Origin of the sequence: Streptomyces sp. NPDC058701 (genome assembly GCF_042715295.1) — a bacterium.
GTDB lineage: Bacteria > Actinomycetota > Actinomycetes > Streptomycetales > Streptomycetaceae > Streptomyces.
Genome location: NZ_JBHXSY010000054.1, coordinates 13,114 through 31,582 on the forward strand (window position 1 = coordinate 13,114; position 18,469 = coordinate 31,582).

The 18,469-nt window shown below is 69.0% G+C and carries 28 protein-coding genes; 18 read left to right on the plus strand and 10 right to left on the minus strand.

Going from position 1 to position 18,469, the window contains the following annotated elements; translation table 11 throughout:
• Positions 1 to 80: 80 nt before the first annotated feature.
• The 8 genes from ACFWW8_RS33740 to ACFWW8_RS33775 form a co-directional block, all read right to left on the minus strand.
• Positions 81 to 296 carry a hypothetical protein gene (locus tag ACFWW8_RS33740; protein ID WP_383202391.1) on the minus strand — a complete coding sequence of 72 codons (216 nt, stop codon included), beginning with the start codon at positions 294 to 296 and terminating at the stop codon, positions 81 to 83.
• A gap of 29 nt (positions 297 to 325) precedes the next feature.
• Positions 326 to 730: a hypothetical protein gene (locus tag ACFWW8_RS33745; protein WP_386535389.1), complete on the minus strand. Its 405-nt coding sequence runs from the start codon at positions 728 to 730 to the stop codon at positions 326 to 328.
• Positions 731 to 801: 71 nt separating this feature from the next.
• Entirely contained in the window at positions 802 to 1,521 is a 720-nt protein-coding gene (locus ACFWW8_RS33750; RefSeq protein ID WP_386535392.1) for a hypothetical protein, read from the minus strand.
• Between the two features lie 182 nt (positions 1,522 to 1,703).
• Positions 1,704 to 1,895 carry a hypothetical protein gene (locus tag ACFWW8_RS33755; RefSeq protein WP_383202399.1) on the minus strand — a complete coding sequence of 64 codons (192 nt, stop codon included), beginning with the start codon at positions 1,893 to 1,895 and terminating at the stop codon, positions 1,704 to 1,706.
• Between the two features lie 129 nt (positions 1,896 to 2,024).
• Complete coding sequence (locus ACFWW8_RS33760; RefSeq protein ID WP_386535470.1) at positions 2,025 to 4,085, minus strand: FtsK/SpoIIIE domain-containing protein; 2,061 nt, start codon at positions 4,083 to 4,085, stop codon at positions 2,025 to 2,027.
• A 2-nt stretch (positions 4,086 to 4,087) separates the two neighbouring features.
• Positions 4,088 to 4,363 (minus strand): hypothetical protein, encoded by a 276-nt coding sequence (locus ACFWW8_RS33765; protein WP_383203074.1) that lies wholly within the window; start codon positions 4,361 to 4,363, stop codon positions 4,088 to 4,090.
• A gap of 229 nt (positions 4,364 to 4,592) precedes the next feature.
• On the minus strand, positions 4,593 to 6,008 hold the full coding sequence (locus ACFWW8_RS33770) for a hypothetical protein (protein WP_386535396.1): 1,416 nt from the start codon (positions 6,006 to 6,008) through the stop codon (positions 4,593 to 4,595).
• A 150-nt stretch (positions 6,009 to 6,158) separates the two neighbouring features.
• Positions 6,159 to 6,422: a hypothetical protein gene (locus tag ACFWW8_RS33775; RefSeq protein WP_386535398.1), complete on the minus strand. Its 264-nt coding sequence runs from the start codon at positions 6,420 to 6,422 to the stop codon at positions 6,159 to 6,161.
• 125 nt (positions 6,423 to 6,547) lie between these two features.
• Here ACFWW8_RS33775 and ACFWW8_RS33780 point away from each other — a divergent pair, with 125 nt between their 5' ends.
• From ACFWW8_RS33780 to ACFWW8_RS33800, 5 genes are all read left to right on the plus strand, one after another.
• Positions 6,548 to 7,330, plus strand: coding sequence for an aminotransferase class IV family protein (locus ACFWW8_RS33780; protein WP_386535400.1), 783 nt, complete (start codon positions 6,548 to 6,550; stop codon positions 7,328 to 7,330).
• Between the two features lie 63 nt (positions 7,331 to 7,393).
• Positions 7,394 to 8,332 (plus strand): SUMF1/EgtB/PvdO family nonheme iron enzyme, encoded by a 939-nt coding sequence (locus ACFWW8_RS33785; protein ID WP_386535402.1) that lies wholly within the window; start codon positions 7,394 to 7,396, stop codon positions 8,330 to 8,332.
• Positions 8,333 to 8,649: 317 nt separating this feature from the next.
• Complete coding sequence (locus ACFWW8_RS33790; protein ID WP_386535405.1) at positions 8,650 to 9,783, plus strand: XRE family transcriptional regulator; 1,134 nt, start codon at positions 8,650 to 8,652, stop codon at positions 9,781 to 9,783.
• Between the two features lie 136 nt (positions 9,784 to 9,919).
• Positions 9,920 to 11,401: a ParB/RepB/Spo0J family partition protein gene (locus ACFWW8_RS33795; RefSeq protein ID WP_386535408.1), complete on the plus strand. Its 1,482-nt coding sequence runs from the start codon at positions 9,920 to 9,922 to the stop codon at positions 11,399 to 11,401.
• Between the two features lie 32 nt (positions 11,402 to 11,433).
• Positions 11,434 to 12,348, plus strand: a complete 915-nt coding sequence (locus ACFWW8_RS33800) for a ParA family protein (RefSeq protein WP_386535411.1) — start codon at positions 11,434 to 11,436, stop codon at positions 12,346 to 12,348.
• A 68-nt stretch (positions 12,349 to 12,416) separates the two neighbouring features.
• On the opposite strand, the gene ACFWW8_RS33805 is transcribed toward ACFWW8_RS33800, so the two are convergent.
• On the minus strand, positions 12,417 to 12,767 hold the full coding sequence (locus ACFWW8_RS33805) for a GIY-YIG nuclease family protein (protein ID WP_386535414.1): 351 nt from the start codon (positions 12,765 to 12,767) through the stop codon (positions 12,417 to 12,419).
• Positions 12,760 to 13,032, minus strand: coding sequence for a helix-turn-helix transcriptional regulator (locus ACFWW8_RS33810; RefSeq protein WP_386535416.1), 273 nt, complete (start codon positions 13,030 to 13,032; stop codon positions 12,760 to 12,762). Before ACFWW8_RS33810 ends, ACFWW8_RS33805 begins: the two co-directional genes overlap by 8 nt.
• A 173-nt stretch (positions 13,033 to 13,205) precedes the next feature.
• Between ACFWW8_RS33810 and ACFWW8_RS33815 the strand changes: the two genes are divergently transcribed.
• From ACFWW8_RS33815 to ACFWW8_RS33875, 13 genes are all read left to right on the plus strand, one after another.
• Positions 13,206 to 13,442 carry a hypothetical protein gene (locus ACFWW8_RS33815; protein ID WP_386535419.1) on the plus strand — a complete coding sequence of 79 codons (237 nt, stop codon included), beginning with the start codon at positions 13,206 to 13,208 and terminating at the stop codon, positions 13,440 to 13,442.
• A gap of 26 nt (positions 13,443 to 13,468) precedes the next feature.
• On the plus strand, positions 13,469 to 13,726 hold the full coding sequence (locus tag ACFWW8_RS33820; RefSeq protein ID WP_386535421.1) for a hypothetical protein: 258 nt from the start codon (positions 13,469 to 13,471) through the stop codon (positions 13,724 to 13,726).
• A 97-nt stretch (positions 13,727 to 13,823) separates the two neighbouring features.
• Positions 13,824 to 14,375, plus strand: a complete 552-nt coding sequence (locus tag ACFWW8_RS33825) for a hypothetical protein (RefSeq protein WP_386535424.1) — start codon at positions 13,824 to 13,826, stop codon at positions 14,373 to 14,375.
• Between the two features lie 42 nt (positions 14,376 to 14,417).
• Positions 14,418 to 14,699 carry a hypothetical protein gene (locus ACFWW8_RS33830; RefSeq protein WP_383205012.1) on the plus strand — a complete coding sequence of 94 codons (282 nt, stop codon included), beginning with the start codon at positions 14,418 to 14,420 and terminating at the stop codon, positions 14,697 to 14,699.
• A 49-nt stretch (positions 14,700 to 14,748) separates the two neighbouring features.
• Positions 14,749 to 15,342 (plus strand): hypothetical protein, encoded by a 594-nt coding sequence (locus ACFWW8_RS33835; RefSeq protein WP_383205014.1) that lies wholly within the window; start codon positions 14,749 to 14,751, stop codon positions 15,340 to 15,342.
• A gap of 58 nt (positions 15,343 to 15,400) precedes the next feature.
• Positions 15,401 to 15,565, plus strand: a complete 165-nt coding sequence (locus ACFWW8_RS33840; protein ID WP_383205016.1) for a pRL2-8 — start codon at positions 15,401 to 15,403, stop codon at positions 15,563 to 15,565.
• Positions 15,562 to 16,086: a hypothetical protein gene (locus tag ACFWW8_RS33845; RefSeq protein ID WP_386535429.1), complete on the plus strand. Its 525-nt coding sequence runs from the start codon at positions 15,562 to 15,564 to the stop codon at positions 16,084 to 16,086. Before ACFWW8_RS33840 ends, ACFWW8_RS33845 begins: the two co-directional genes overlap by 4 nt.
• A gap of 99 nt (positions 16,087 to 16,185) precedes the next feature.
• The gene (locus tag ACFWW8_RS33850) at positions 16,186 to 16,887 is read left to right on the plus strand and encodes a hypothetical protein (RefSeq protein ID WP_386535432.1); all 702 of its coding nucleotides are present in this window, start codon (positions 16,186 to 16,188) and stop codon (positions 16,885 to 16,887) included.
• Positions 16,884 to 17,135 carry a pRL2-19 gene (locus tag ACFWW8_RS33855; protein ID WP_383205021.1) on the plus strand — a complete coding sequence of 84 codons (252 nt, stop codon included), beginning with the start codon at positions 16,884 to 16,886 and terminating at the stop codon, positions 17,133 to 17,135. Before ACFWW8_RS33850 ends, ACFWW8_RS33855 begins: the two co-directional genes overlap by 4 nt.
• Positions 17,132 to 17,353, plus strand: coding sequence for a hypothetical protein (locus ACFWW8_RS33860; RefSeq protein WP_386535435.1), 222 nt, complete (start codon positions 17,132 to 17,134; stop codon positions 17,351 to 17,353). Before ACFWW8_RS33855 ends, ACFWW8_RS33860 begins: the two co-directional genes overlap by 4 nt.
• Positions 17,350 to 17,784: a hypothetical protein gene (locus ACFWW8_RS33865; RefSeq protein WP_386535437.1), complete on the plus strand. Its 435-nt coding sequence runs from the start codon at positions 17,350 to 17,352 to the stop codon at positions 17,782 to 17,784. Before ACFWW8_RS33860 ends, ACFWW8_RS33865 begins: the two co-directional genes overlap by 4 nt.
• Positions 17,781 to 18,101 (plus strand): hypothetical protein, encoded by a 321-nt coding sequence (locus ACFWW8_RS33870; protein WP_386535440.1) that lies wholly within the window; start codon positions 17,781 to 17,783, stop codon positions 18,099 to 18,101. The genes ACFWW8_RS33865 and ACFWW8_RS33870 overlap by 4 nt, the downstream gene beginning before the upstream one ends.
• Positions 18,102 to 18,129: 28 nt before the next feature.
• Positions 18,130 to 18,420: a hypothetical protein gene (locus ACFWW8_RS33875; RefSeq protein ID WP_386535443.1), complete on the plus strand. Its 291-nt coding sequence runs from the start codon at positions 18,130 to 18,132 to the stop codon at positions 18,418 to 18,420.
• The last annotated feature ends 49 nt before the right edge of the window (positions 18,421 to 18,469 follow it).

Consider the following 18,469-nt stretch of genomic DNA (forward strand, 5'->3'; position numbering starts at 1 on the left):
CTCCGGTTCTCTTCAGGGGGTTCCGGGGGCCCGGGGCGGCCGACTTTCCTTTGCCGGTGGACGGCCGCCCCGGGGCGAATTCAGCCGAGCGTCACGTCGATGACGTTGATCGGCCGGGCGGGGTCGTTGAGGACCAGGACCGCGTCGCGGCGGTGCCGGATGGCGGTCAGGTCGCCGGCCTCCAGGAGCGCGAGCGAGCGGGCCTCGCGGGTGACGGTCGCGTCGACCACCACGCACTGCCAGCCCTTCGCGCCGGTGGTCTTGTCCTGGGTGGGGATCTCGACTCGGTACTTCATGGCGGGGGTTCTCCTTCTCTCTTCTCGTGTCAGGCCGCGACGGGTTCGGCGGCCTGGTCCTTCTCGCCGTCCTCCTGGTGGTCCTCGTCGTCCGGGTCGGCGGGGATCGTGCCGTGCGCGGCGTGGGCCAGGAGGATCAGCAGGTCGTGTGCGTCTTCGGCGGCGGTGCCCAGGCGCTGGGCGAGCTCGATCTGGCCGTTGGCGGTCGCGGCCGTGGACATCGCCTCGATGAGCACGGCGACGTCGGCGGCCTGGCGGCGGGCCCCGAGGATCCCGGCCTGGTAGGCGGGCGGGTCGGGCAGCAGCCGTACGGCCTGGATCGCGGCGACCTCCATCAGCCCGTACGCGGTGTCGGTCTGCGCGTCGAGGTGACGCATCAGGTCCTCGCGGTCGGTGTGGGGAGCGGCGGTCGTCAGGGTCTCGGTGAGGTTCATCTCGGTCTCCTTCGTCGGTTTCTGCGAGGTGGGCCCCGCCCGGCGGGCCGTGCGCCCGCCGGGCGGTCGGGTCAGAAGCCGCGGACGCGGAAGCCGCGCAGCGCGACGATGGACAGCAGGCCCCAGGCCAGGACGGTCAGGCCGGTGGCGACCTCACGGCCGGTGGCCGGAGCGCCGCTCCAGACCATCCAGGCGGTGCCGGCCCCGACGACGCCCCACGCGAAGCGCGCGCCGAACGAGGTCGTGGCCCAGGACAGGAAGCCGGTGCCGAGGACCGCGAGCTGCCAGGCCGCGTACGCGGTGCCGGCGCTGACGGCCAGGCCGCGGGTCTGGCCGGTGAGGTAGGCGCGGACCGGCTCGGTGATCGTGGCCAGCAGGCCGGTGTGGGAGCGCGGCCCGGTGTCGACGTGCATGTGGGTGATCAGCGAGGCCAGCGCAAGGACGCCCTTGATGAGGGCGGTCAGCAGGGTGCCGCCCACTCCGAGGACGACCAGGAGCGCGAGGCCCCCGAGGGTCGCCTTGATCCAGTCCTCGGTCTCGTCCCAGCCGCCCGTGACGGCCTGGCGCAGTTCGTCGCCCCGGTCGGACAACCACTCCCCCGACGCGTCCTTCGCACGGTGCAGCTGCTGCTTGAGCAAGGTGGTGCGCAGGTCGCCTCCGTCGTCGTGCGGCCAGGCCGTCGTGGTGTTCTCCGTCGTGGTGCCGGCGTCCTGGGTGCGGGGGCCGGGGAACGACTGGAGCTCGTGGACGTTGGTCTTCGGGTCCTGCTCGCCGGGCTGGTCGGTGGTCACGGTGTCGGTCTCCTTCGAGAGGGCTGGTCATCTGCTACGGGTTGTTTTTCGGGGGGTGCGTGTGACAGTCGACGCGAACTTTTTTCGGTGGAGCTCCCTTCACCTGGTCGGCTGGCGGGTCCGGCCGGTCGTCGACGCCGATGCCCGGGGCGAGTGCGCCGGGGATCAGCGACGTCGGCCGGTCAGACGCTCAGCGATCCGATCCAGGTGAAGAAATTGGTAAGTCCCTCGCCGACGGTGGGGCCGACGGAGGAAGAGGCCACGTAGAAGCCGAATGCACCGGCGACGAGAATGTGCCAGACCTTCATGACGCCGAACTTGACGCAGGCGGCGCAGATCAGGGCCAGGAGTATGACGATCGAGACGTTAGCCATTTCGAATTCCCCGCTATTCGCTCGTTTTTGGGATAGAGGTATCCCGGGCCGTGAATGAAAAGGGTGGTGGTTTCTCGGGTCGGCGGCCCGGCCGGTTGTTTATCCGGGCCGCCGACTCGAAGGTTCTTCCTACCGGTTGGCGACTTCCTTGACTCCCGTGCGGGGGAGTTTCGCCTGCCAGCGCTTGAGGTCCTTGGGCCACCAGGCGGGGTAATTCCCGACCTGGAAAGTGCCCGGGATGTCCTCGCCTTCGCGCTTCTTGTAGCGCTGGCGGGCCTTGACGAAGTTGTCCTTCGGCATCTCCAGGAAGGCGGCGGCGGCGTCGTTGCCGACGATCGCCTCCGGCTCCGGGCTGGGCTTGATCAGGGGGACGACGACCCCGTCCTCGCTCCTGTGGACGTCACTTTCAGTGACGGTCTGGCTTGCCCCGTTACTGTCGGTTTTGTCCATGGACTGTCCATGGACACTTCCCTGGTGATCGCTAAGCGTGGACACTTCTTCCTTCACCATGGACACAGGCTCCGGAAGGGCCTCGGCCTCACGCTCCGCAATCGAAACGTAGGCCGGCTGGGTGACCGGGTCGCGGCCGTTGAGCGCGTACTCGCGAGCCTCGCGCTCGTCCACGAACACCAGCTGGCAGACCCGCTCCGACCCGCCGATCACCACGACCGCGCGGCCGTTGTGGCGGCTGGACTTCGGCCGGGGCGTCGTCGCCACGAGCGAATTCCACGCCTGCGGGGAGAAACGGGCGAGAATCTTCGCACCGTACTGGTCACGCAATTCGGTACCGCCTGCGGCACGTGCGGTAAGCCGCTGGTAGACCGAAATAATGTTCATGTTGGCCTGACGGCCCTTGAACAGGCTCTTCGCGACCTGGCCGAACACCGGCGGGCGCGCCGGGTCCTTCTTGTCCTTGACGTCCATCCAGGTCTGGTAGGACTCCTCCGCGAAGTCGTTCTGCTCCTCCATGACGAGGAACCAGCGCGGGAAAGTCGCGGACTTGTCAATCTTCTTGATCTGGTAGCGGCGCTCCATTTCCAGCGCGAATTTCGCGATGGCGGCCCACTGCTCCATGATCTCGGTGTGGATTTCGACCTCGGGAATTCCGTCGAGGCAGTCCAGCGAGATCAGCTTCGGGTCGATGATGATGAACTTCTCGGCACCCTTGCGGATCTGCTGGACGATGATGTTCCGCAGCGTGCTGGACTTGCCGCCACCGGTGCCGACGGACAGCCCCACGTGCGGCGTCTCGTCCTCGAAGTCCAGGACGATCTTCTCGTTGCGGGTGCCCAGGCCCAGCAGCACCTGCGAATCCGGCAGGCTGTCGATGATGTCCTGGACCTCGTTGAACAAGACCTTGGCCGGCGGGCGCGGCGGGTGCTTGAACGTCACCACGAAGTTCTGGTGGTCCCAGGACGCGTCCCACTCCCCCGGGATACGGCGGCTGACCAGGTTCTTCAGCCGCGTCTGCTCCCCGTCGCCCAGCTCGGCCTCCGGCGGAATCTTCACCGACAGAGCCGCATCCGCCTCAGCCGCGGCCTGGCGCTCCAGCCACCAGGCCACCAGCTTCAGCGCACGGAACCAGTCGAGCCACGCGACCGGCCTGCGGAGCAGCTTTGCCCAGGTCAGGGAGAGGCGGGCCACCGTCGCGGACGCGTCGATGCGCTCCACCAGCTTCTTCGGGAGGCGCTCCCGCAGCAGGCGGCGCTCAGCCTCGGGCCCCATGAGGTGCTGGGGGATCGTGACCCACCGGCGGGCGTCGTCGGTGGCCGGGATGTCCGTCAGGATCTTCTTGGCGGCGGCGAAGAACGGGCGAACGACCTGGTCACGGTGCCGACGGGCCGCCCGGCCCCGGCGCCAGACCCACACCAGGGCGGCCAGCAGGACCAGCGCCGTGGTGACGAACCAGGTCCGGTAGTTGATCCAGAGCCAGATCACGGCCACCAGCACCACCGCGAAGAGCACGAACAGCAGGACCACGGCCCACCTGGGCATGAGGCTCACCCAGTGGCGCTTGCGGCCGTTCGCCCACGCTCCGGGCATCCAGCCGGGCGCATCCGCCGGCTGCATCGGCATCTGCTGCCGGGCCATCGTGCGCAGCAGCCGCCGCTCGCTACGGCTCCCGCCCCGGCCGGGGCTGAAGAGCAGCACGAGCAGCAGGGCCGCCGCTCCGATCATCCAGATGGGCATCGTCACTCACCCGCCTCGAGGCCGGCGGACTTCCCGTCGACCACGTGGAAGGTGCTCGTGCGGCCCTGCGCGAAGAGCATCTGCGCCTGGAGCACGTCCTTCATCCGCGACTTTCCGCTGCCCGTCGTGCCGAAGAACAGTGCCGCCTCGTCCTCCAGGACCACCAGGGGCAGGTCCGCCCGCTGCTCAACGGCGCTGCTCTCGCTACTCCACGTGCTCTCGTTGCCGGTCCCGTCCTGCTCCGGACGCTGCTCTCCGCCTGCCAGACTGCTGCTCACGGTCGTCTCCTCTGCTGAGTTGATGGGCCGTACCGGTCGGCGGGCACTGCTGCCAGGCGATGAACCCGCCGACCGGACCACCCGTTCACTACGGGGTTGAACTGGTGTTCTGCTGTTTGCTTCCTGCTGAGGGGGCCTGCTGTAGCCCTGGTGTATCGCCGGAACCGGCCAGGGGAGCGACAGCGCGGTAACTCGGCCGCCTGCAATCCCCTGCCGTCCGGCCTCCACATCAGGCCCCGGTGGTAGGGCGCAGCGGACGGATGTTGCTCCGGCGCTGCTCGTCGAAGTGCTTCTTCGCGACCCGGTACGCCTGGCCCTCGTTCACGCCCTGCTTGCCGTGCTCAGCGAGCCACCGCACAAGCTGCCCGGCCACTGCGCTGCCGGTCTCGCGAATCGCGTACCGGATCGCGTCCGCGTTGTTCAGCGGCTCCAGCGCCTTGGCGTGCACGTCGGCCTCGCTGAGAACCGGCTCCAGCTCCGGCGCGGTCTCCGGCTCCTCATCGCGGGCCCACACGGTCGCGTTCGCGATCGCCTCGGCATCGCCCGACGCCTGCTCCGGGAGCGGAGCACCGCCGGGGCCCTTGGGGTCGTCGTCCGGGTTGTCGCCGTCGTCCGGGTTGTCGCCGTCGTCGTCCTTGGTCGCTTCGGCGATGCGCTTCCACTCCTCGTCCAAGTCGACCGTCTTGGTCAGCGAGACCTTCGGGCCGTTCGACGCGGGGAGAGGGTCCGCCTCCGTCGCCTGAACCGTGACGGCCGGCGCGGCTGTCGTCCACGGCGAGTCCAGCTGGACGTCGACCAGGCCGCGCGTGTGCTGGGAGACCGCACGCAGCGCCAGGAGCTGGTCGCGCTGCGCCTGGATGGTGGCGACGCCGGCCTTGCGGAACTGCTTCTGCATCCGCCGCGCCGTACGCCGCGACCGGACACCTTCCTTGCCACCCTTGAGCTGCGCCTCGTACTTCTCGGTGAGCGCCGCGGCCTTGACCGTCGCCCGGTCGCGGGCGATCTGGTCGGCGTCCCGGTCGCGCTCCACCAGACCCAGACGGGCCAGCGTCCGCTCCCGCAGCTGACCGACCAGCAGCGCCCACAGGCCGTTGTCGCGGGCCTTCGGGTTGGCCTGGCGAAGCTCGATACCCATGGCCAGGTGCCACAGGAAGGCAGAGGCCAGCGGGCCCATCACCGTGCGGAACAGCGCGGCCGGGAGGCTGCCGGACTCGGTGAACGCGGGAACCGCGAGGAACGCGGACACCATCCACACCGCGATGCCCGGGGCACCCGTGCGGTTCTTCTCCGGGTTCCGCAGGTTGGTGCGGGCCGCCAGCGCCAGGGAGAACAGGGCGATCTCACCGACGCCGAACAGGAAGGCCCGCTCGAACTCGTTGGTGATCCCCAGCTCACTGCCGACGAACCGCCACGCCGTGTCACCCGACACCCCGGTCGCCAGCACCGCAGCCACCGAGAGCATCACCACGGACAGCGGCCGCTTCTGCTCCGGCTCCCCGATCTCCTCCAGCAGCGCGCGGCGCTCGGCCAGCAGCTTCTGCACCTGCTTCATCACGATCAGGAGCAGGACCAGCACGAGGACACCCCCCGCCGTCATCACGATCCAGGGGTCCGCGTGGAAGCGATCCCCGATCCAGTTCGTCATGTCTTCTCCCCAATCTCCAGAACTACGCATAGCGGTGTAGCAAGAACAGTGCCAACTCCCTGCTTCACCCAACGCTAGCGCAATGCATAGAGTCTTGCATAGTGCTGATGCTAAGAGTGGTGGCAAGTTGGGGGCATACCGGGCGGAACGTCACGCGTCCTGTGGCACCAAATGCCTGACCAGGCGGTCCACGCTGGGGTTCCACTCCCTGCCCCCGCCGAGCGGACGGAGCCACGCCCGCCATGCCTGCCGCAGGTCGCAGCCGGGCCAGGCCACAGCCATGACCTCGCCGGTCCGGTTGATCTCCGTGTCGAAGACGGTGATGCCGGAGCGAAGCCAGCTGGGGATCCATGCGCGCTGCTCGCCCTGTTCGCAGCAGGTGTCCGGGAGGACGACCGATTCGTGTTGAGCCATGTACAGAGCCTCGGCTCGAAACGGCTTCGGGGGTACGACCTGCTACCGGCCTCAGACCGAACTAAAGCGAACTTTCTTTGCTGGCCAGGGGTTTTGGGGTCTGATCCGGTGCCAGACTGAGGCCCATGGCTGAACTCAACGGATCCCCGGTGTCTCTCGAAGACCTTCAGACCCTCGCCCTGACCAACTACGGGCACTTCACCTCGATGCGCGTCGACGACGGCGTCATCCGCGGCTTGTCGCTGCACATGGAACGGCTGGTGCGGGACTCCCGCCTGGTGTTCGGCGCGGAGCTCGATCCCGAGAAGGTCCTCGGCTACGTCCGCCAGGCCGTGGCGCACCAGTCGGGGTCGTTCAACATCCGCATCACGGTCTTCGACCCTGCTCTGGAGATGGGGCACCCCGGGGTGGAAGCCCATCCGCAGGTCCTGGTGACCTCGAGGCCGACGGGCGCAATGCCTCCCCCGCCGCTCAAGGCGAAGACCTTCTCGTTCAGCCGGGACCTGGCCGTGGTGAAGCACATGGGCCTGTTCGGTCAGCTCCACCTCCGGCGTAAGGCGCAGCTGGCTGGCTACGACGACGCGATCTTCGTGGAGTCCGACGGTCGTGTCTCCGAGGGCGGAACCTGGAACCTCGGCTTCGTGGACGAGGCCGGCACCGTGGTCTGGCCCGACGCCCCTGTCCTGCCGGGCGTCACCATGCAGCTGCTCCAGCAGGCCCACGAGCAGACCACCACCGCGCCGGTCACCCTCGCGGATCTCCCCCGGATGCGGGCGGCGTTCGCCACCAACACCTCCATCGGCGTGCGCAGCATCAGCAAAATCGACGCCGTGGAATTCGACAGCGATGATCCTGTTCTCGACACTCTGCGGAAGGCGTACGCCGGCCTTCCGGACGAGCGTCTGTAACCGACACGACAGCGGCTGCGGACCCCACAAGGGTCCGCAGCCGGATCGAAGGGGGAGACGACCGTGCCACTCGTAACCCAGTGGACGGGCCGGGAGGTCAAAGCGCTGCGGGAAGCCGCGCGCCTGACCCTGATGGAATTCGCAGCGAAGTTGGGCGTCTCCGACCGCATCGTCTCGCGGTGGGAGAGGGACGGCTTCGAAGGCATCCCTCGGATGGTCAACCAGGCCGCGCTCGACACGTTGCTCGCCACCTCCGACCCCGACGTCCACGGACGGTTCATCGGCCTGCTCTCCGTCAACGACGTGGTGCCGCGTCAGCTGATCGAGCCTGCGGACGTTCCCGTGGTCAGCGGTCAGTACGTCAAGCACCCCCGGGACGGGAAGCTGATGACGCAGGTGCCGGAGGGCATCTTCCTGTCCGGCGACGACGACGAGCCCATCTGGGTCGACGAGTTCTACATCGACACATTCCCGACGACGAACGCGGACTGGGCGCGCTTCTGCGCCGCGACCGGAAGCCGGCCCCCGAAGCACTGGGAGGGCGGGCGCTGCCCCAAGTCGCTGTACGACCACCCGGTGGTGGAGGTCTCCTGGAAGGACGCCACGGCGTACGCAGAGTGGGCGGGCAAGACTCTCCCCACCGCAGAGCAGTGGGAGAAGGCAGCTCGAGGAACGACCGGCGCCGTGTACCCGTGGGGAAACCAGAAGACCGCCGCGAAGTGCAACGTCCGGGAGACCGGCATCGACCGCACGACCTCGGTGTCCCGGTACCACTCCGGCGTCTCCCCGTACGGGGTCTACGACATGGTGGGCAACGTCTGGGAGTGGCTGTCGACGCCTGAAACGCCAGGGCGGTACGAGCTGAAGGGCAGCGCCTTCACCAGCCCCCTGTTCCGCGGCGCGCCCTCCTCCTTCAACTCCGCGGACGACTTCATGCAGGACGACGACACGGGGTTCCGGTGCGTCGCCTCGCCTGACCAGATGCCTGCGCAGGAATCCTGACCTCGAAGCGGCGCTCTGGTGGTCCATCAGGTCCCCGTCCCTCGCGGCAGGAGCGGCGCCGCGATGCTGCGGCCCTCTGATCAACCACCGTGGTCTGTGGGGTCGCTGTGCAGCAGAGGCAGTGGGCGGACACTCGAACTGTCCGCCTGACATCTGCTGCTTCGTCCCCCCTCCCCTGGGTACGTTGCGTGCCAGACTCGGCTAGGAGAACCGGTCGAGAGGGGTACGCCGTGGTCAGTGACCGACCCGCATGGGCGCAGCGGATGCTCGATGAGCGAGGTGCCCGGGGATGGGGGCCGACCGAAGCTGTCCGGGCGATGGTGGCCCACTCCGACCGGCCGCTGCCGGATGAGGAGACCCTGCTGCGGAACTGGCGGCGATGGGAGGCCGGCGTCTGGCCGCGCGATTACCGCGAGCTGATCGCCCGCACCTTCGGCACGGTGCCCGACGCCTTCTTCCCGCGGTCGGGCCGCGACGGCCGCAAGGAGATCATGGCCGTCAGCGGGATGGACACGGTCGACATCCTGGCCCGGCTCCGGGCGTCGGACGTGGACGAGGGGACCTTGGACGCGGTCCGTATTACCACCGACCGGCTGTGCAGCGACTACGCGTACATGCCGTCGGAGCAGTTGTTGGTGGAGGGCAAAGCCTGGCTGGGGCGGGTTGCCGGGATGCAGCACCAGCGACTGTCGCTCTCCCACCACCGCGAGGTCATCGCTCAGGCCGGCTGGCTGGCGCTCCTGGTGGGTTGTGTCGAGTACGACTCAGGTGATCCGCGCCAGGCGGAGTCCACCAGGCAGGCCGCGCTGGCGCTGGGGAAGGACGCAGGCCACCCGGGGATCGTCGGGTGGGCTCACGAGATGCGGGCCTGGTTCGCTCTCACCCGCGGTGACTACCGGGGTGTCCTCGCTGCGGCCGAAGAGGGCATCGCCGCGGCGCCGCACGAGTCGGTGGCCGTCCAGCTGTACGCCCAGCGCGCGAAGGCGTGGGCACGGATCGGCGACCGCCAGCAGACCGAAGTCGCGCTGGACGCGGGGAGGAGGCTGCTGGAGGGCTTGCCGTACCCGGAGAACATCAGCAATCACTTCGTGGTCGACCCGGGCAAGTTCGACTTCTACCGGATGGACTGCTACCGCCGCGTCGGCGAAGACCGCATGGCACAGAACCTCGCGCAGCAGGTACTCCAGGCCGGTGTTGACTTCGACGGCACCGAGCGCAGCCCCATGCGGAACGCAGAGGCCCGGGTCACCCTGGGCGTGGCCGCCGCCCGGGACGGCGACCTGGAGAGCGCCCTGACCTTCGGGGAACAGGCCCTGGGCGGCACCCGTCGTTCCGTCCCCTCCCTGGCGATGGTGAGCGAGGACCTCGGACGGGTGCTCACCCAGCAGTACAACGCCTCCCCCGACGCCCAGGAGTTCCTCCACCACATCAAGGCGCTGCGCGCTTCCTGATCACGGCCAGATCCTCCGACCCGATATCCAGACGACGCGGGGAAAGGGTGTCGGCTCCGCACGAGCTGTCTGCTGCGCCCCGAGTGGCCGCTAGGGTTCCGTCCATCAGGACAACAGCACCGTCTCGGAGGACTGCATGACCACGGCACCGCGCAAGCCCAGGCGAAACAAGGGCGGCGGAAAGCTCGGTGACGAGCGTGCGAAGGCCGGCGTCGATACAGCCGAGAAGGGCGGCGCTTCCGGGATCCACTCCCTGGATCCCGAGGAAGGCGAGCTGTTCGAGCACGACCCGGTCGACATCGGGCCCAACCCGATGAACCGCCGGCTCGGGCTGCGGAACATGGACGAGATGGTCGAGAGCGTGCGCCGCCAGGGCGTGCACACGCCGGGCGCGGTCATGCACACCGACCTGTTCATGGAGAAGTACCCGGAGTGGGCCGACCAGGTCCAGCATCCCGAGCGGACCTACATCCTCGGTCCCGGCCACCGCCGGCACGCAGCCGCGCTCAAGGCGGGCAAGCCCATGCTGGCGATCCTCCGCAACAGCTGGGCGAAGGAACTCCGGGTCGAAGAGAACCTGATCAGCGAGAACAACGACCGCGAGAACCTGTCCCCCATCGAGCAGGCTCTTCAGCTGGACCTTCTCCGGCAGCGCGGCATGACCGGTGACGAGATCGCCGAACGTTCCGGCTACGGCAGCCGTGGGACGGTCACCCGGTACCTCAACCTGCTCGATCTCCCCCAGGAGATCCAGGACGAGGTTCACGCCGGTGACCTGTCCCAGAAGGCCGCCTACGTCCTGTCGACCATCAAGGACGACCAGGACCAGAACGACTCCGACGCCGCCCACGCCCTCCAGCTCAAGGCGCGCGGCTGGATGCGGGACGAGGGCCTGTCGGCGGAAGCCGCGAAGAACCGGCTCAAGCTCGCATCGGCGTTTCCCGCGGGAAACAAGTCCGAGTCCACCCCGGCCGCGACCGATGAGACGGATGGCACGACCACACCGAGCGGCGATGCCGGTGACGTTTCCCGCGGGAAACAGGACGACCAGGAGACCGAGGCCCCGGCGGCGCCGACCATCGGCGACAGCGGCACGGGCCAGCCGACCGGCGTCGAGATTCCCCACCAGGCCGACGCCGACAGCAACTCCGACCGCGACACCGAGACCGACACGGACGAGCGGGACCGGCTGCTGGCCGCGGCCGAATCAGCGGAACAGCGAGACCTGGCCTGCCAGCTGGTGCTCACCGAAGAGAGGTACGCCAGCGCGGGTGACCTGTCCGCGCTCCTGGTCAACGCGGTCCTCAACCCGGAGGAGTGGAAGCCGGCAGCCGCCCGCGCTCATGAATGGCTGCGCGACATGGGCAAGGGCCCCAAGGTCGGCCGTCCTTCCGCGTACTTCACCGAGGTGGCAGCGAGCGGCAACGCTAACCTGATGCGCCGGGCCGCCTTCGCCATCGCCCTGGCGGCCAACGAGGTGCGTGCCGCTCAGCCGGACCGCGAGTGGGACGACCGCGACCGCGCACATCTCCAGTTCCTCATCACGAGCAAGGCCGCCTACCAGCCGACTGAGTATGAGCAGGAGCTCCTCGGTCTCGTCTCCACCGAGGCGAAGTGACCGGCGCTCCTCCCGTTCCTCCGGAGATTCCCATGACAGACAGCACGGCAGCCGACGCCCGGATGAGGGTCCTGGACAAGACGCGGGTCCTGGTCTTCGCCCTGAAGGCCGGCGGCACCGCCAAGACGAGCTCCTGCACCAGCCTTGCCGCGATCCTGGCTCAGCGCGGGTACCGGGTCCTCGTCATCGACCTGGACCCCCAGTGCAACACCAGCTCGATCCTGGGCTACAGCGTCTTCCGTGACGGCCAGCTCGGCATCACCCAGGTCATGAAGGAGAAGGCACAGCTGAGGGACATCGTCGTCCCGGCCCGCTACCAGGTCGACGACATCGACCCGGAAAACCCTGACGACGCCTACCAGCTGATCGAGAACCTGTTCATCGTGCCGGGGGACATCGAGGACCCGGAGATCGATGATGCCGAACAGATCCTGGTCTCCTCCAAGGGCGCCGATGCCTACTGGCTCCGTGACGGCCTGGCCTCCATGGACGGTCAGTGGGACGTCGTTCTCATCGACTGCCCGGCCACCTACGGACGCAGCACTGTCACCGCGTTCGTCGCGCTCGACAAGTCCGTCGACGGCGAAGTCATCCCGCCCGCGCTCTGCACCTTCAAGGAGGCCGGTGCCCTCGTACGCCTGGAGAAGAAGCTCCAGGAGGTCCGAGACCTCCGGAAGTACCAGATCAAGGGCATCGAGCCCCGGATGAAGCGCGTGCTGGCCTGCTCTGCTCCCACCGCCTCGTTCGGTCTCGCTGAACACAGGAAGACCCTCAAGGAGCTCCAGGACGCGTACGGCGACATCCTCCTGCCGCTCGTCCACTGGTCCGGCGAGATGCCGAAGATCTACCGCGACGACTGCCCCGTGCCGATCCTCGCCCCGAACAGCGTCCCCACCCAGGACTACAAGAAGGTGGCAACCGCCCTCGGGTTCACACAACTCGCCTGACGTTTCCCGCGGGAAACGCAGTGGGCGGCACCCAGACCTTGGGTGCCGCCCACTGCTACATCTCGTTCTCACTGCACGGGTCGCCGAGGTTTCCGTCGAGCCTCTAACGCCGCGATCATCTCCTCTACGGAACGATCCGGACGCCTCTGACTTTTCCGCTGTGCCGGTAGCGCCCTGATCGGGACGTTGCCGATGACGTTGTGCTTGGGGCGCTGACCTTTGATCGCCGACGCCTCGGCTTCCTCCGCTTCCACGCGGGTCGGAAACCATTCGATCTCTCGTACGTGGACCTCCGCCCACCAGGGCTTCTCGCGAGCGTGTGTCTTCCATCGGTGCCGTGGATCGAAGGCAATCCCGACGTAGAGAAGGTCCTCGCTCTCGTCATAGAGCCGGTATAAGGCGGTACGGGACTCACGCATCGCTCTCCTCCTCTGCCGACCACGCGATGCCCAGGCCGTCAACGATGGTCCGCAAGGCGGTCGTGTACTTCTGCCGGTTCTCACCGCTCGGCTCGGTCTTGCCCTGCTCCCACATGCTGATGCTCAGGCGCGTGACCCCAATCGCCTTGCCGAAGTCCACCTGATTGATGCCAGCAGCCTTTCGGATGCGGACTCTGTCGGCCGGCGCAGGCAGATCCGAGTGCTGCGCGGGGCGCATGAGAGCACGGATCGCTTCCTTGACCATGTCGTCTCCCTTGTTGTCTTGGCTCGACACTAGCGCACCCCTATGCAGTCGTCCATGCATGCTCTATGCTTTTTCCTATGCAGGGCGCTGCTTCGAGCCCCGCACGAACTATGCACAGCGTCTCAGCACCGCTCACCAGGAACAACAACCGGCATTACATGAGGGAGCCCGCTATGGCCGCCGTCCCGCGTCAGGTCCGCAAGTTCATCGACCGTGCCTCGCTGATCGCGGCGGCGCTGATCGGTCTGCTCGTCCTGTGGGCGGCCGGCCTCTCCCTGATGCCGCTGGTGGTGTTCCTGGTCGCCGGTGGCTTCGTCTACGGCACCTGCCAGTACCTGGCGCTGCTCCTGCTCGGCAAGAAGACCCGCCGCTCCAACCGTCGCCCCGCCCGTCCCGCTGCCAAGCGTTGACGGCCGTACGAGAAGAGGAGAAGGACATGCTGAACCGAATTCGGGACCTGGTCACCGAGGTCAAGGGCCACAGCGAGATGAGCCGGGACATGGACCGGGCCATCGCTTCCGGTGACCGGGAGGCGCAATCGACCTTCCGGACCGGGACCTTCGCCGCCGCGCTGACCGACAAGGGCCGCGACGCGCGGGGCGAGGAGGTCTCCGAGTACGCCCGGAAGGTCATGGAGGCCGACGGGAACGGGGCCCGCTTCCACCGCACCTTCCCTCGCCGCGACCGCGACTGACGGAGGTTGCCCGCGAGCGCCCGGCCTGCCTGGCCGGGCGTTGGCGGAGAGCCGCTGGCAGTACGGCCCGCAGTTCCGATCCGACGAGGGGAAGACGATGTCCTGGTACTGGTGGATGGTCCTCGGTGCGATGGCCCTGATGGGCGTGCGTGCGCTCTGGGTGAAGCTCCGGGAGATCATGCGGCCGACGCTGTCGTGCTCCTGGTGCGCGCGGTCGTCCGGCTTCCAGGTGGCCGGCCACTCCTACGAGATGTGCCGCGGCCCGCACAGCGAGCGCATGGCGGAAGAGCAGAAGCGCGCCGACCGCCAGTTCAAGGAGGAGCGCCGCAAGGAGTATGCGGCGGCGCAGGCCGTCACCCAGGCGGAGAACCTAGCCCGGCAGTCCGCTCGGCTCCGGCTGCTCCAGGTCGGCACGATCACGACCAGGTCGACCTCGCGCGGCGACATCATCGACGTCTCCGGCTGGCAGTTCGACCTGTCGTCCGGCCCGAACGGTGGCGGTGCCAGCAGCTCCACCACGAACACCTTCCGCACGACCGGCGCCCCGGAGAAGGTCCACGGCTGGACGCTCCAGGAGCTGCACGCCCTGGCCCATGGCGGCGCCTGCAACTGCGACGTGGTCCGCATGGCCAAGCACGTCCGCCGCTGATCTCTCAGACCTTCCGCACCGGCTTCCTGTTGGGGGATTCCCGTGATCATCGAACGCGCCACCCTCGCCTTCATCACCGTCATCGCCGTCCTGGTCGGCGGATGGGCCGCCTGGTCCGCCGCGCAGAGCGGACACGACGCGCTCACCATCGGCTCGCTCGTGTACGGGGCGGTGGCCGGCCTTCTCGCGAAGGTCTTCGGCGGCAGCGCCATCGCCGTCGTCGCCCGGTCGCTCGCCCTGATTGTGGGCGGCGTGCTGGGCATCGTCGCGACGCTGCTGCTCGGGAGCGGCGCGGGAATCCACCTGACCCCGACCACCACCTGACCCCGACCACCACCTGACGCAGGCACAACCGACTTCGAAGGAGAACGTGATGGGACTGTTCGGATCGAGCGTCCAGGTCGCCTCGCACCGCATGGGCTGGGGCAAGCGCGACGTCCTGGAGCTCGTGCGGCTCCAGGCCCCGGTCGCCGTGAAGGTCGTCGAGCAGCACTTCGGGCGGCGGCTGGAGCCGGTACGGATCACGCTGACGACGCCGGACGGCATCGCGGAGCTGGCGTGCCGGGCTGAGTTCCAGTTCGCGCCGGAGCTGCCGGAGCGGGAGAAGGCCGACGGGTTACGGCTGTCGAAGAAGAACGCCCGGGGCGTGGCGGGGCACGTCGTCCTCAACCCGCGGGGCCGGCGGGGAACGCTGATGTTCCTCAACGTGCGGTCCCCGGCGATGAAGAGCCCGGAGGGCATCGCGACGGTGCTGGGGCACGAGCTCGTGCACTGCGACCAGTTGGGCCGCCGTGGTGTGCGCGAGCTGCTGATCGCTCACGCGCGGCACGAGTTCGAGGTGGAGCCGCTCGCCCCGGACCTGGCGGCGTCCTGCGCGCAGATGATCGACGGCCACGAGGTGGAGGCATACGGCCTCGAGGACGCGCTCGCCCAGCAGCTGATGCGCGTGCTGTCCCCGTCGGCGTGACCACGTTCAACCGCAGGGGGTTCGGGATCGTCCCGGCCCGTCATGGAAGGGAGTCGTCATGGCCAAGGATCGTGCGGCCAATCCGCCCAGGAACGAGTGCCGACAGTGCTGGCGCCACGCCTACGACCGCTCGGTGCACAAGGGGCTCGGTCCTCGTGAGGACTGCAAGCCGTGCGTTGACCACATGGTCAACGGCCACCCCGACCACATGATCGTCAGGTGATCGGCGTGAAGCGGTCGGTCGCGTTATGCGCTGCGGTCGCCGTGTTCCACGCGGACGTGGTGATCGCGTGGGTGTGCGCCGTGGTGTTCGGCGTGGCCGCGTACGGCGTGATGGAGCTGCCGCTGTGGATGGCGGCCTTGATGGCGTTGCTGCTCGGTCTCGGGGTGTGGGTCACCTGCGCTCCGCTCTGCGGCGGTTGGATGTCGCGCCGGGCGGGACAGCTCAGGAGGTGGGGCGCGGCGGACACCGTGTACTGGCCGCCCGCGCCGGTGGACCACGTGACGGCGCTCCTGGCTTCTACGCCCGCGCAGGCCCGGATGGCTGCGCCGACGTCGCGGTCGACGGAGCCTCGCCCGCTCGGGTCGTACGAGCTGACGTCCTGGCTGTGCCCGTGGTGCGAACAGGCGGCGGTGGAGGGGACGCACGCGTGGGAGGACCGCGGCCCGTTCCAGCTCCTCAGCAACCACACCTTCATGTGCGGCGACGGTCACCGGTGGAGGAACAGCACCGACGGCGGATGACCCGCACCGCCTGATCACACGATGACGCCCATCGGCGGACGTGCCGGTGGGGAGACTGAGCCGGGGCCGGAAGGCCGGCCCCGGCCGGGGAGGAACCTGATGCTGACCAATCCGTCGATCCGCTGCCCCGATTGCTCGGGGTTTGAGCTGACCGCCAGTTTCGTGACGTACGAGCACGGCGGCCGGGACGTCTCCTCCCTCACCTGCAACCGGTGCGGGTGCAGCTGGGAGGCGTGGGAGACACCGCAGTTCGCCGCCCCCAGCTACGCGCTCGCCTACGCCGGCGCGCCCGGCCTGGTGGACGAGGAGCTCGCCCTGGTGCTGCTCGCCGAGGGCATCAAGGACCGCGCGACGGCCGCGCTCACCGGCCAGGGGCCCAACGTCGAGAGCGGCTGCCACCGGCTAGTGCTCCTGCGCAAGGCCGCGTACCTGGACCGGGCCGCGCGGGAGATCGAGCTCGGCTGGTTCTGCGGTACGTACCCGTCCTGGTTGCGCGGCACGTACCCCGACTGGCTTCTCGACACGCGTCTCGACAACGTCGTCGACGACGCGAGCACCAAGGCGGCGCGGGCGGGCTTCGAGTTGCTGAAGTTCGACCTCGATCACGGCCAGGTGCACGTCGAAGGGCCGGTCGGGCCCGGGTCGCCGGAGTGGGACATCGCCGGGGGCACCAGGGCGTACGTCAGGTCCGAGTACTGGGCCTGGCAGGAAGTGAACCGCGCGGCGGCCGACCGTGCGCAGAGCGAGCCGCGCCGGGGTGCGGACGGCGAGCTGTACGACGGTGAGGGGACGGCGCTGTGAACGGGGTTCCGCAGCCGTCGCCGGACGACTTGACGCTGGGGATGCTGGTCGCCCTGCTGATGCAGCTGGGCGGCTCCTACGATCTGCCCGCCGACGCCTTCGCCACGGACGCCCTGGGCACCCAGGACGGACACCTGCACGCGGTGGAGCTGACGCCGTTGGACAACGGGCAGCTGCGCCTCCTGGTCGTGCCGCGCCCGGCGGGTTTCACCGGCGGGGTCCACATCAGCGACGCCGGGGAGGGGTGAGCGCCGTGCGGGAGCCGGTCGTCCGGCCCGGCCTGGCGGCGCTGGTCGCCGTCGCCGCGGCGGCCGGCCTCGGGGGCGGCCGGTATCCGCTGTACGTGGACGTCATGGTCTACCTGAACATCGCGTTGTTCGCCTGGATCGGCGTGCGCGAGGTCATCTACAAGGCCCGGTTCCGACGTGAGGACCGGGCGGCAACCGAGCAGGGAGGCACACCGTGATCCGGTGGCTGCGCCGTATCGCGGCGCCAGTGGAACGGGACGAGAGCGAGGCGTGGAAGGCGGTGGCCCGGGAGACCTTCGGGGCCTTCGACGTCATCATGATGCCGAAGGCGTACGGGCACAGCCCGCAGGAGGGCGCGCGGATCGCGCTCACGCACCTGCGGGCCGGCCGCAAGCTGATGCAGCCCATCATCGACCGGTACATCGCCGACGCCCGGACGCCGGTCGGCCGGGCCTGGCGTCGGCGGCGCGTTGCCCACGGTGCCTACGTCCACGCCTTCGACCAGGCCGTGGAACATGCCGGCGCGCGGGCGGCGGGCGAGCCGGAAGGCGACTGGCCGATGCTCTACAGCCGCGGCCCGTTGCCGCTGATCCACCGGTACACCGGCGACCGCCGGATCCTGCAGAGCGCTGAGGGGGACCAGGAATGAGCAGCACACCGGAGCCGGGAGCGGTCTTCGAGCCGGTCTGGGAGGACAACCCGACGTGGGACGGCAGCGAGCTGTACGAGGACCTGGCCGTGGCGCAGGTGTTCGCGGCCGACGCCTACGTGAGCGAGGCATACCCGGTCCTGGACGAGCACGACGAAGGCCCCGGCGACCTCGTGTGGACCGAGAGGGACGGGAGCTGGGAGCTGACCGACGGCGGCAAGGACACTCCGGTCTCCATCGAGCGGCGCACGGTCCGGGTCCGTCCGGCGCACGGTCCGGGTCCGTCCGGCGCCGGCCGGGGCGCTCACGCTCGTTGAGCAGCTGGCGCTCGCCACCGAGTTCCGGGTGCCGCTTCCGCAGGGCAGGGCGGGCGGCTACGGCGAAGTCGTGGTGCGGCGGGACGACCTGGGCACGCTGTGGGCGGTAACCGACGGCGCGTTCTCCGGACTGCGGGCGTGGGTCGACGGAGAAGGGTGGCGGCACATCAGCGACGTGGGCCGGGCGGTCGCCTACCGGCACACTCGGGAGGCGGCGCTGCTCCTGGCTCACCAGGTCGCCGAACTCGAGGCCGCCTGCTACCAGGCGGAGGTCGCCGCGGCCGGCCCCGACACCGACTCCTCCGGCACCGTGTCGTAGCGAGCACGGCCGCACATGGGAGTGGCTCGGACCGTTGTCGGTCCGAGCC

Bases quoted from the DNA above. Each gene is read 5' to 3' on its own strand.
- ACFWW8_RS33755 (WP_383202399.1), bottom strand. From the start codon at position 1,895: ATGGCTAACGTCTCGATCGTCATACTCCTGGCCCTGATCTGCGCCGCC.
- ACFWW8_RS33850 (WP_386535432.1), top strand. From the start codon at position 16,186: ATGCTGACCAATCCGTCGATCCGCTGCCCCGATTGCTCGGGGTTTGAG.
- ACFWW8_RS33820 (WP_386535421.1), top strand. From the start codon at position 13,469: ATGCTGAACCGAATTCGGGACCTGGTCACCGAGGTCAAGGGCCACAGC.
- ACFWW8_RS33790 (WP_386535405.1), top strand. From the start codon at position 8,650: ATGGTGGCCCACTCCGACCGGCCGCTGCCGGATGAGGAGACCCTGCTG.
- ACFWW8_RS33745 (WP_386535389.1), bottom strand. From the start codon at position 730: ATGAACCTCACCGAGACCCTGACGACCGCCGCTCCCCACACCGACCGC.
- ACFWW8_RS33810 (WP_386535416.1), bottom strand. From the start codon at position 13,032: ATGGTCAAGGAAGCGATCCGTGCTCTCATGCGCCCCGCGCAGCACTCG.
- ACFWW8_RS33775 (WP_386535398.1), bottom strand. From the start codon at position 6,422: ATGGCTCAACACGAATCGGTCGTCCTCCCGGACACCTGCTGCGAACAG.
- ACFWW8_RS33825 (WP_386535424.1), top strand. From the start codon at position 13,824: ATGTCCTGGTACTGGTGGATGGTCCTCGGTGCGATGGCCCTGATGGGC.
- ACFWW8_RS33815 (WP_386535419.1), top strand. From the start codon at position 13,206: ATGGCCGCCGTCCCGCGTCAGGTCCGCAAGTTCATCGACCGTGCCTCG.
- ACFWW8_RS33805 (WP_386535414.1), bottom strand. From the start codon at position 12,767: ATGCGTGAGTCCCGTACCGCCTTATACCGGCTCTATGACGAGAGCGAG.
- ACFWW8_RS33760 (WP_386535470.1), bottom strand. From the start codon at position 4,085: ATGCCCATCTGGATGATCGGAGCGGCGGCCCTGCTGCTCGTGCTGCTC.
- ACFWW8_RS33840 (WP_383205016.1), top strand. From the start codon at position 15,401: ATGGCCAAGGATCGTGCGGCCAATCCGCCCAGGAACGAGTGCCGACAG.
- ACFWW8_RS33835 (WP_383205014.1), top strand. From the start codon at position 14,749: ATGGGACTGTTCGGATCGAGCGTCCAGGTCGCCTCGCACCGCATGGGC.
- ACFWW8_RS33800 (WP_386535411.1), top strand. From the start codon at position 11,434: ATGACAGACAGCACGGCAGCCGACGCCCGGATGAGGGTCCTGGACAAG.
- ACFWW8_RS33770 (WP_386535396.1), bottom strand. From the start codon at position 6,008: ATGACGAACTGGATCGGGGATCGCTTCCACGCGGACCCCTGGATCGTG.
- ACFWW8_RS33780 (WP_386535400.1), top strand. From the start codon at position 6,548: ATGGCTGAACTCAACGGATCCCCGGTGTCTCTCGAAGACCTTCAGACC.
- ACFWW8_RS33740 (WP_383202391.1), bottom strand. From the start codon at position 296: ATGAAGTACCGAGTCGAGATCCCCACCCAGGACAAGACCACCGGCGCG.
- ACFWW8_RS33795 (WP_386535408.1), top strand. From the start codon at position 9,920: ATGACCACGGCACCGCGCAAGCCCAGGCGAAACAAGGGCGGCGGAAAG.
- ACFWW8_RS33870 (WP_386535440.1), top strand. From the start codon at position 17,781: ATGAGCAGCACACCGGAGCCGGGAGCGGTCTTCGAGCCGGTCTGGGAG.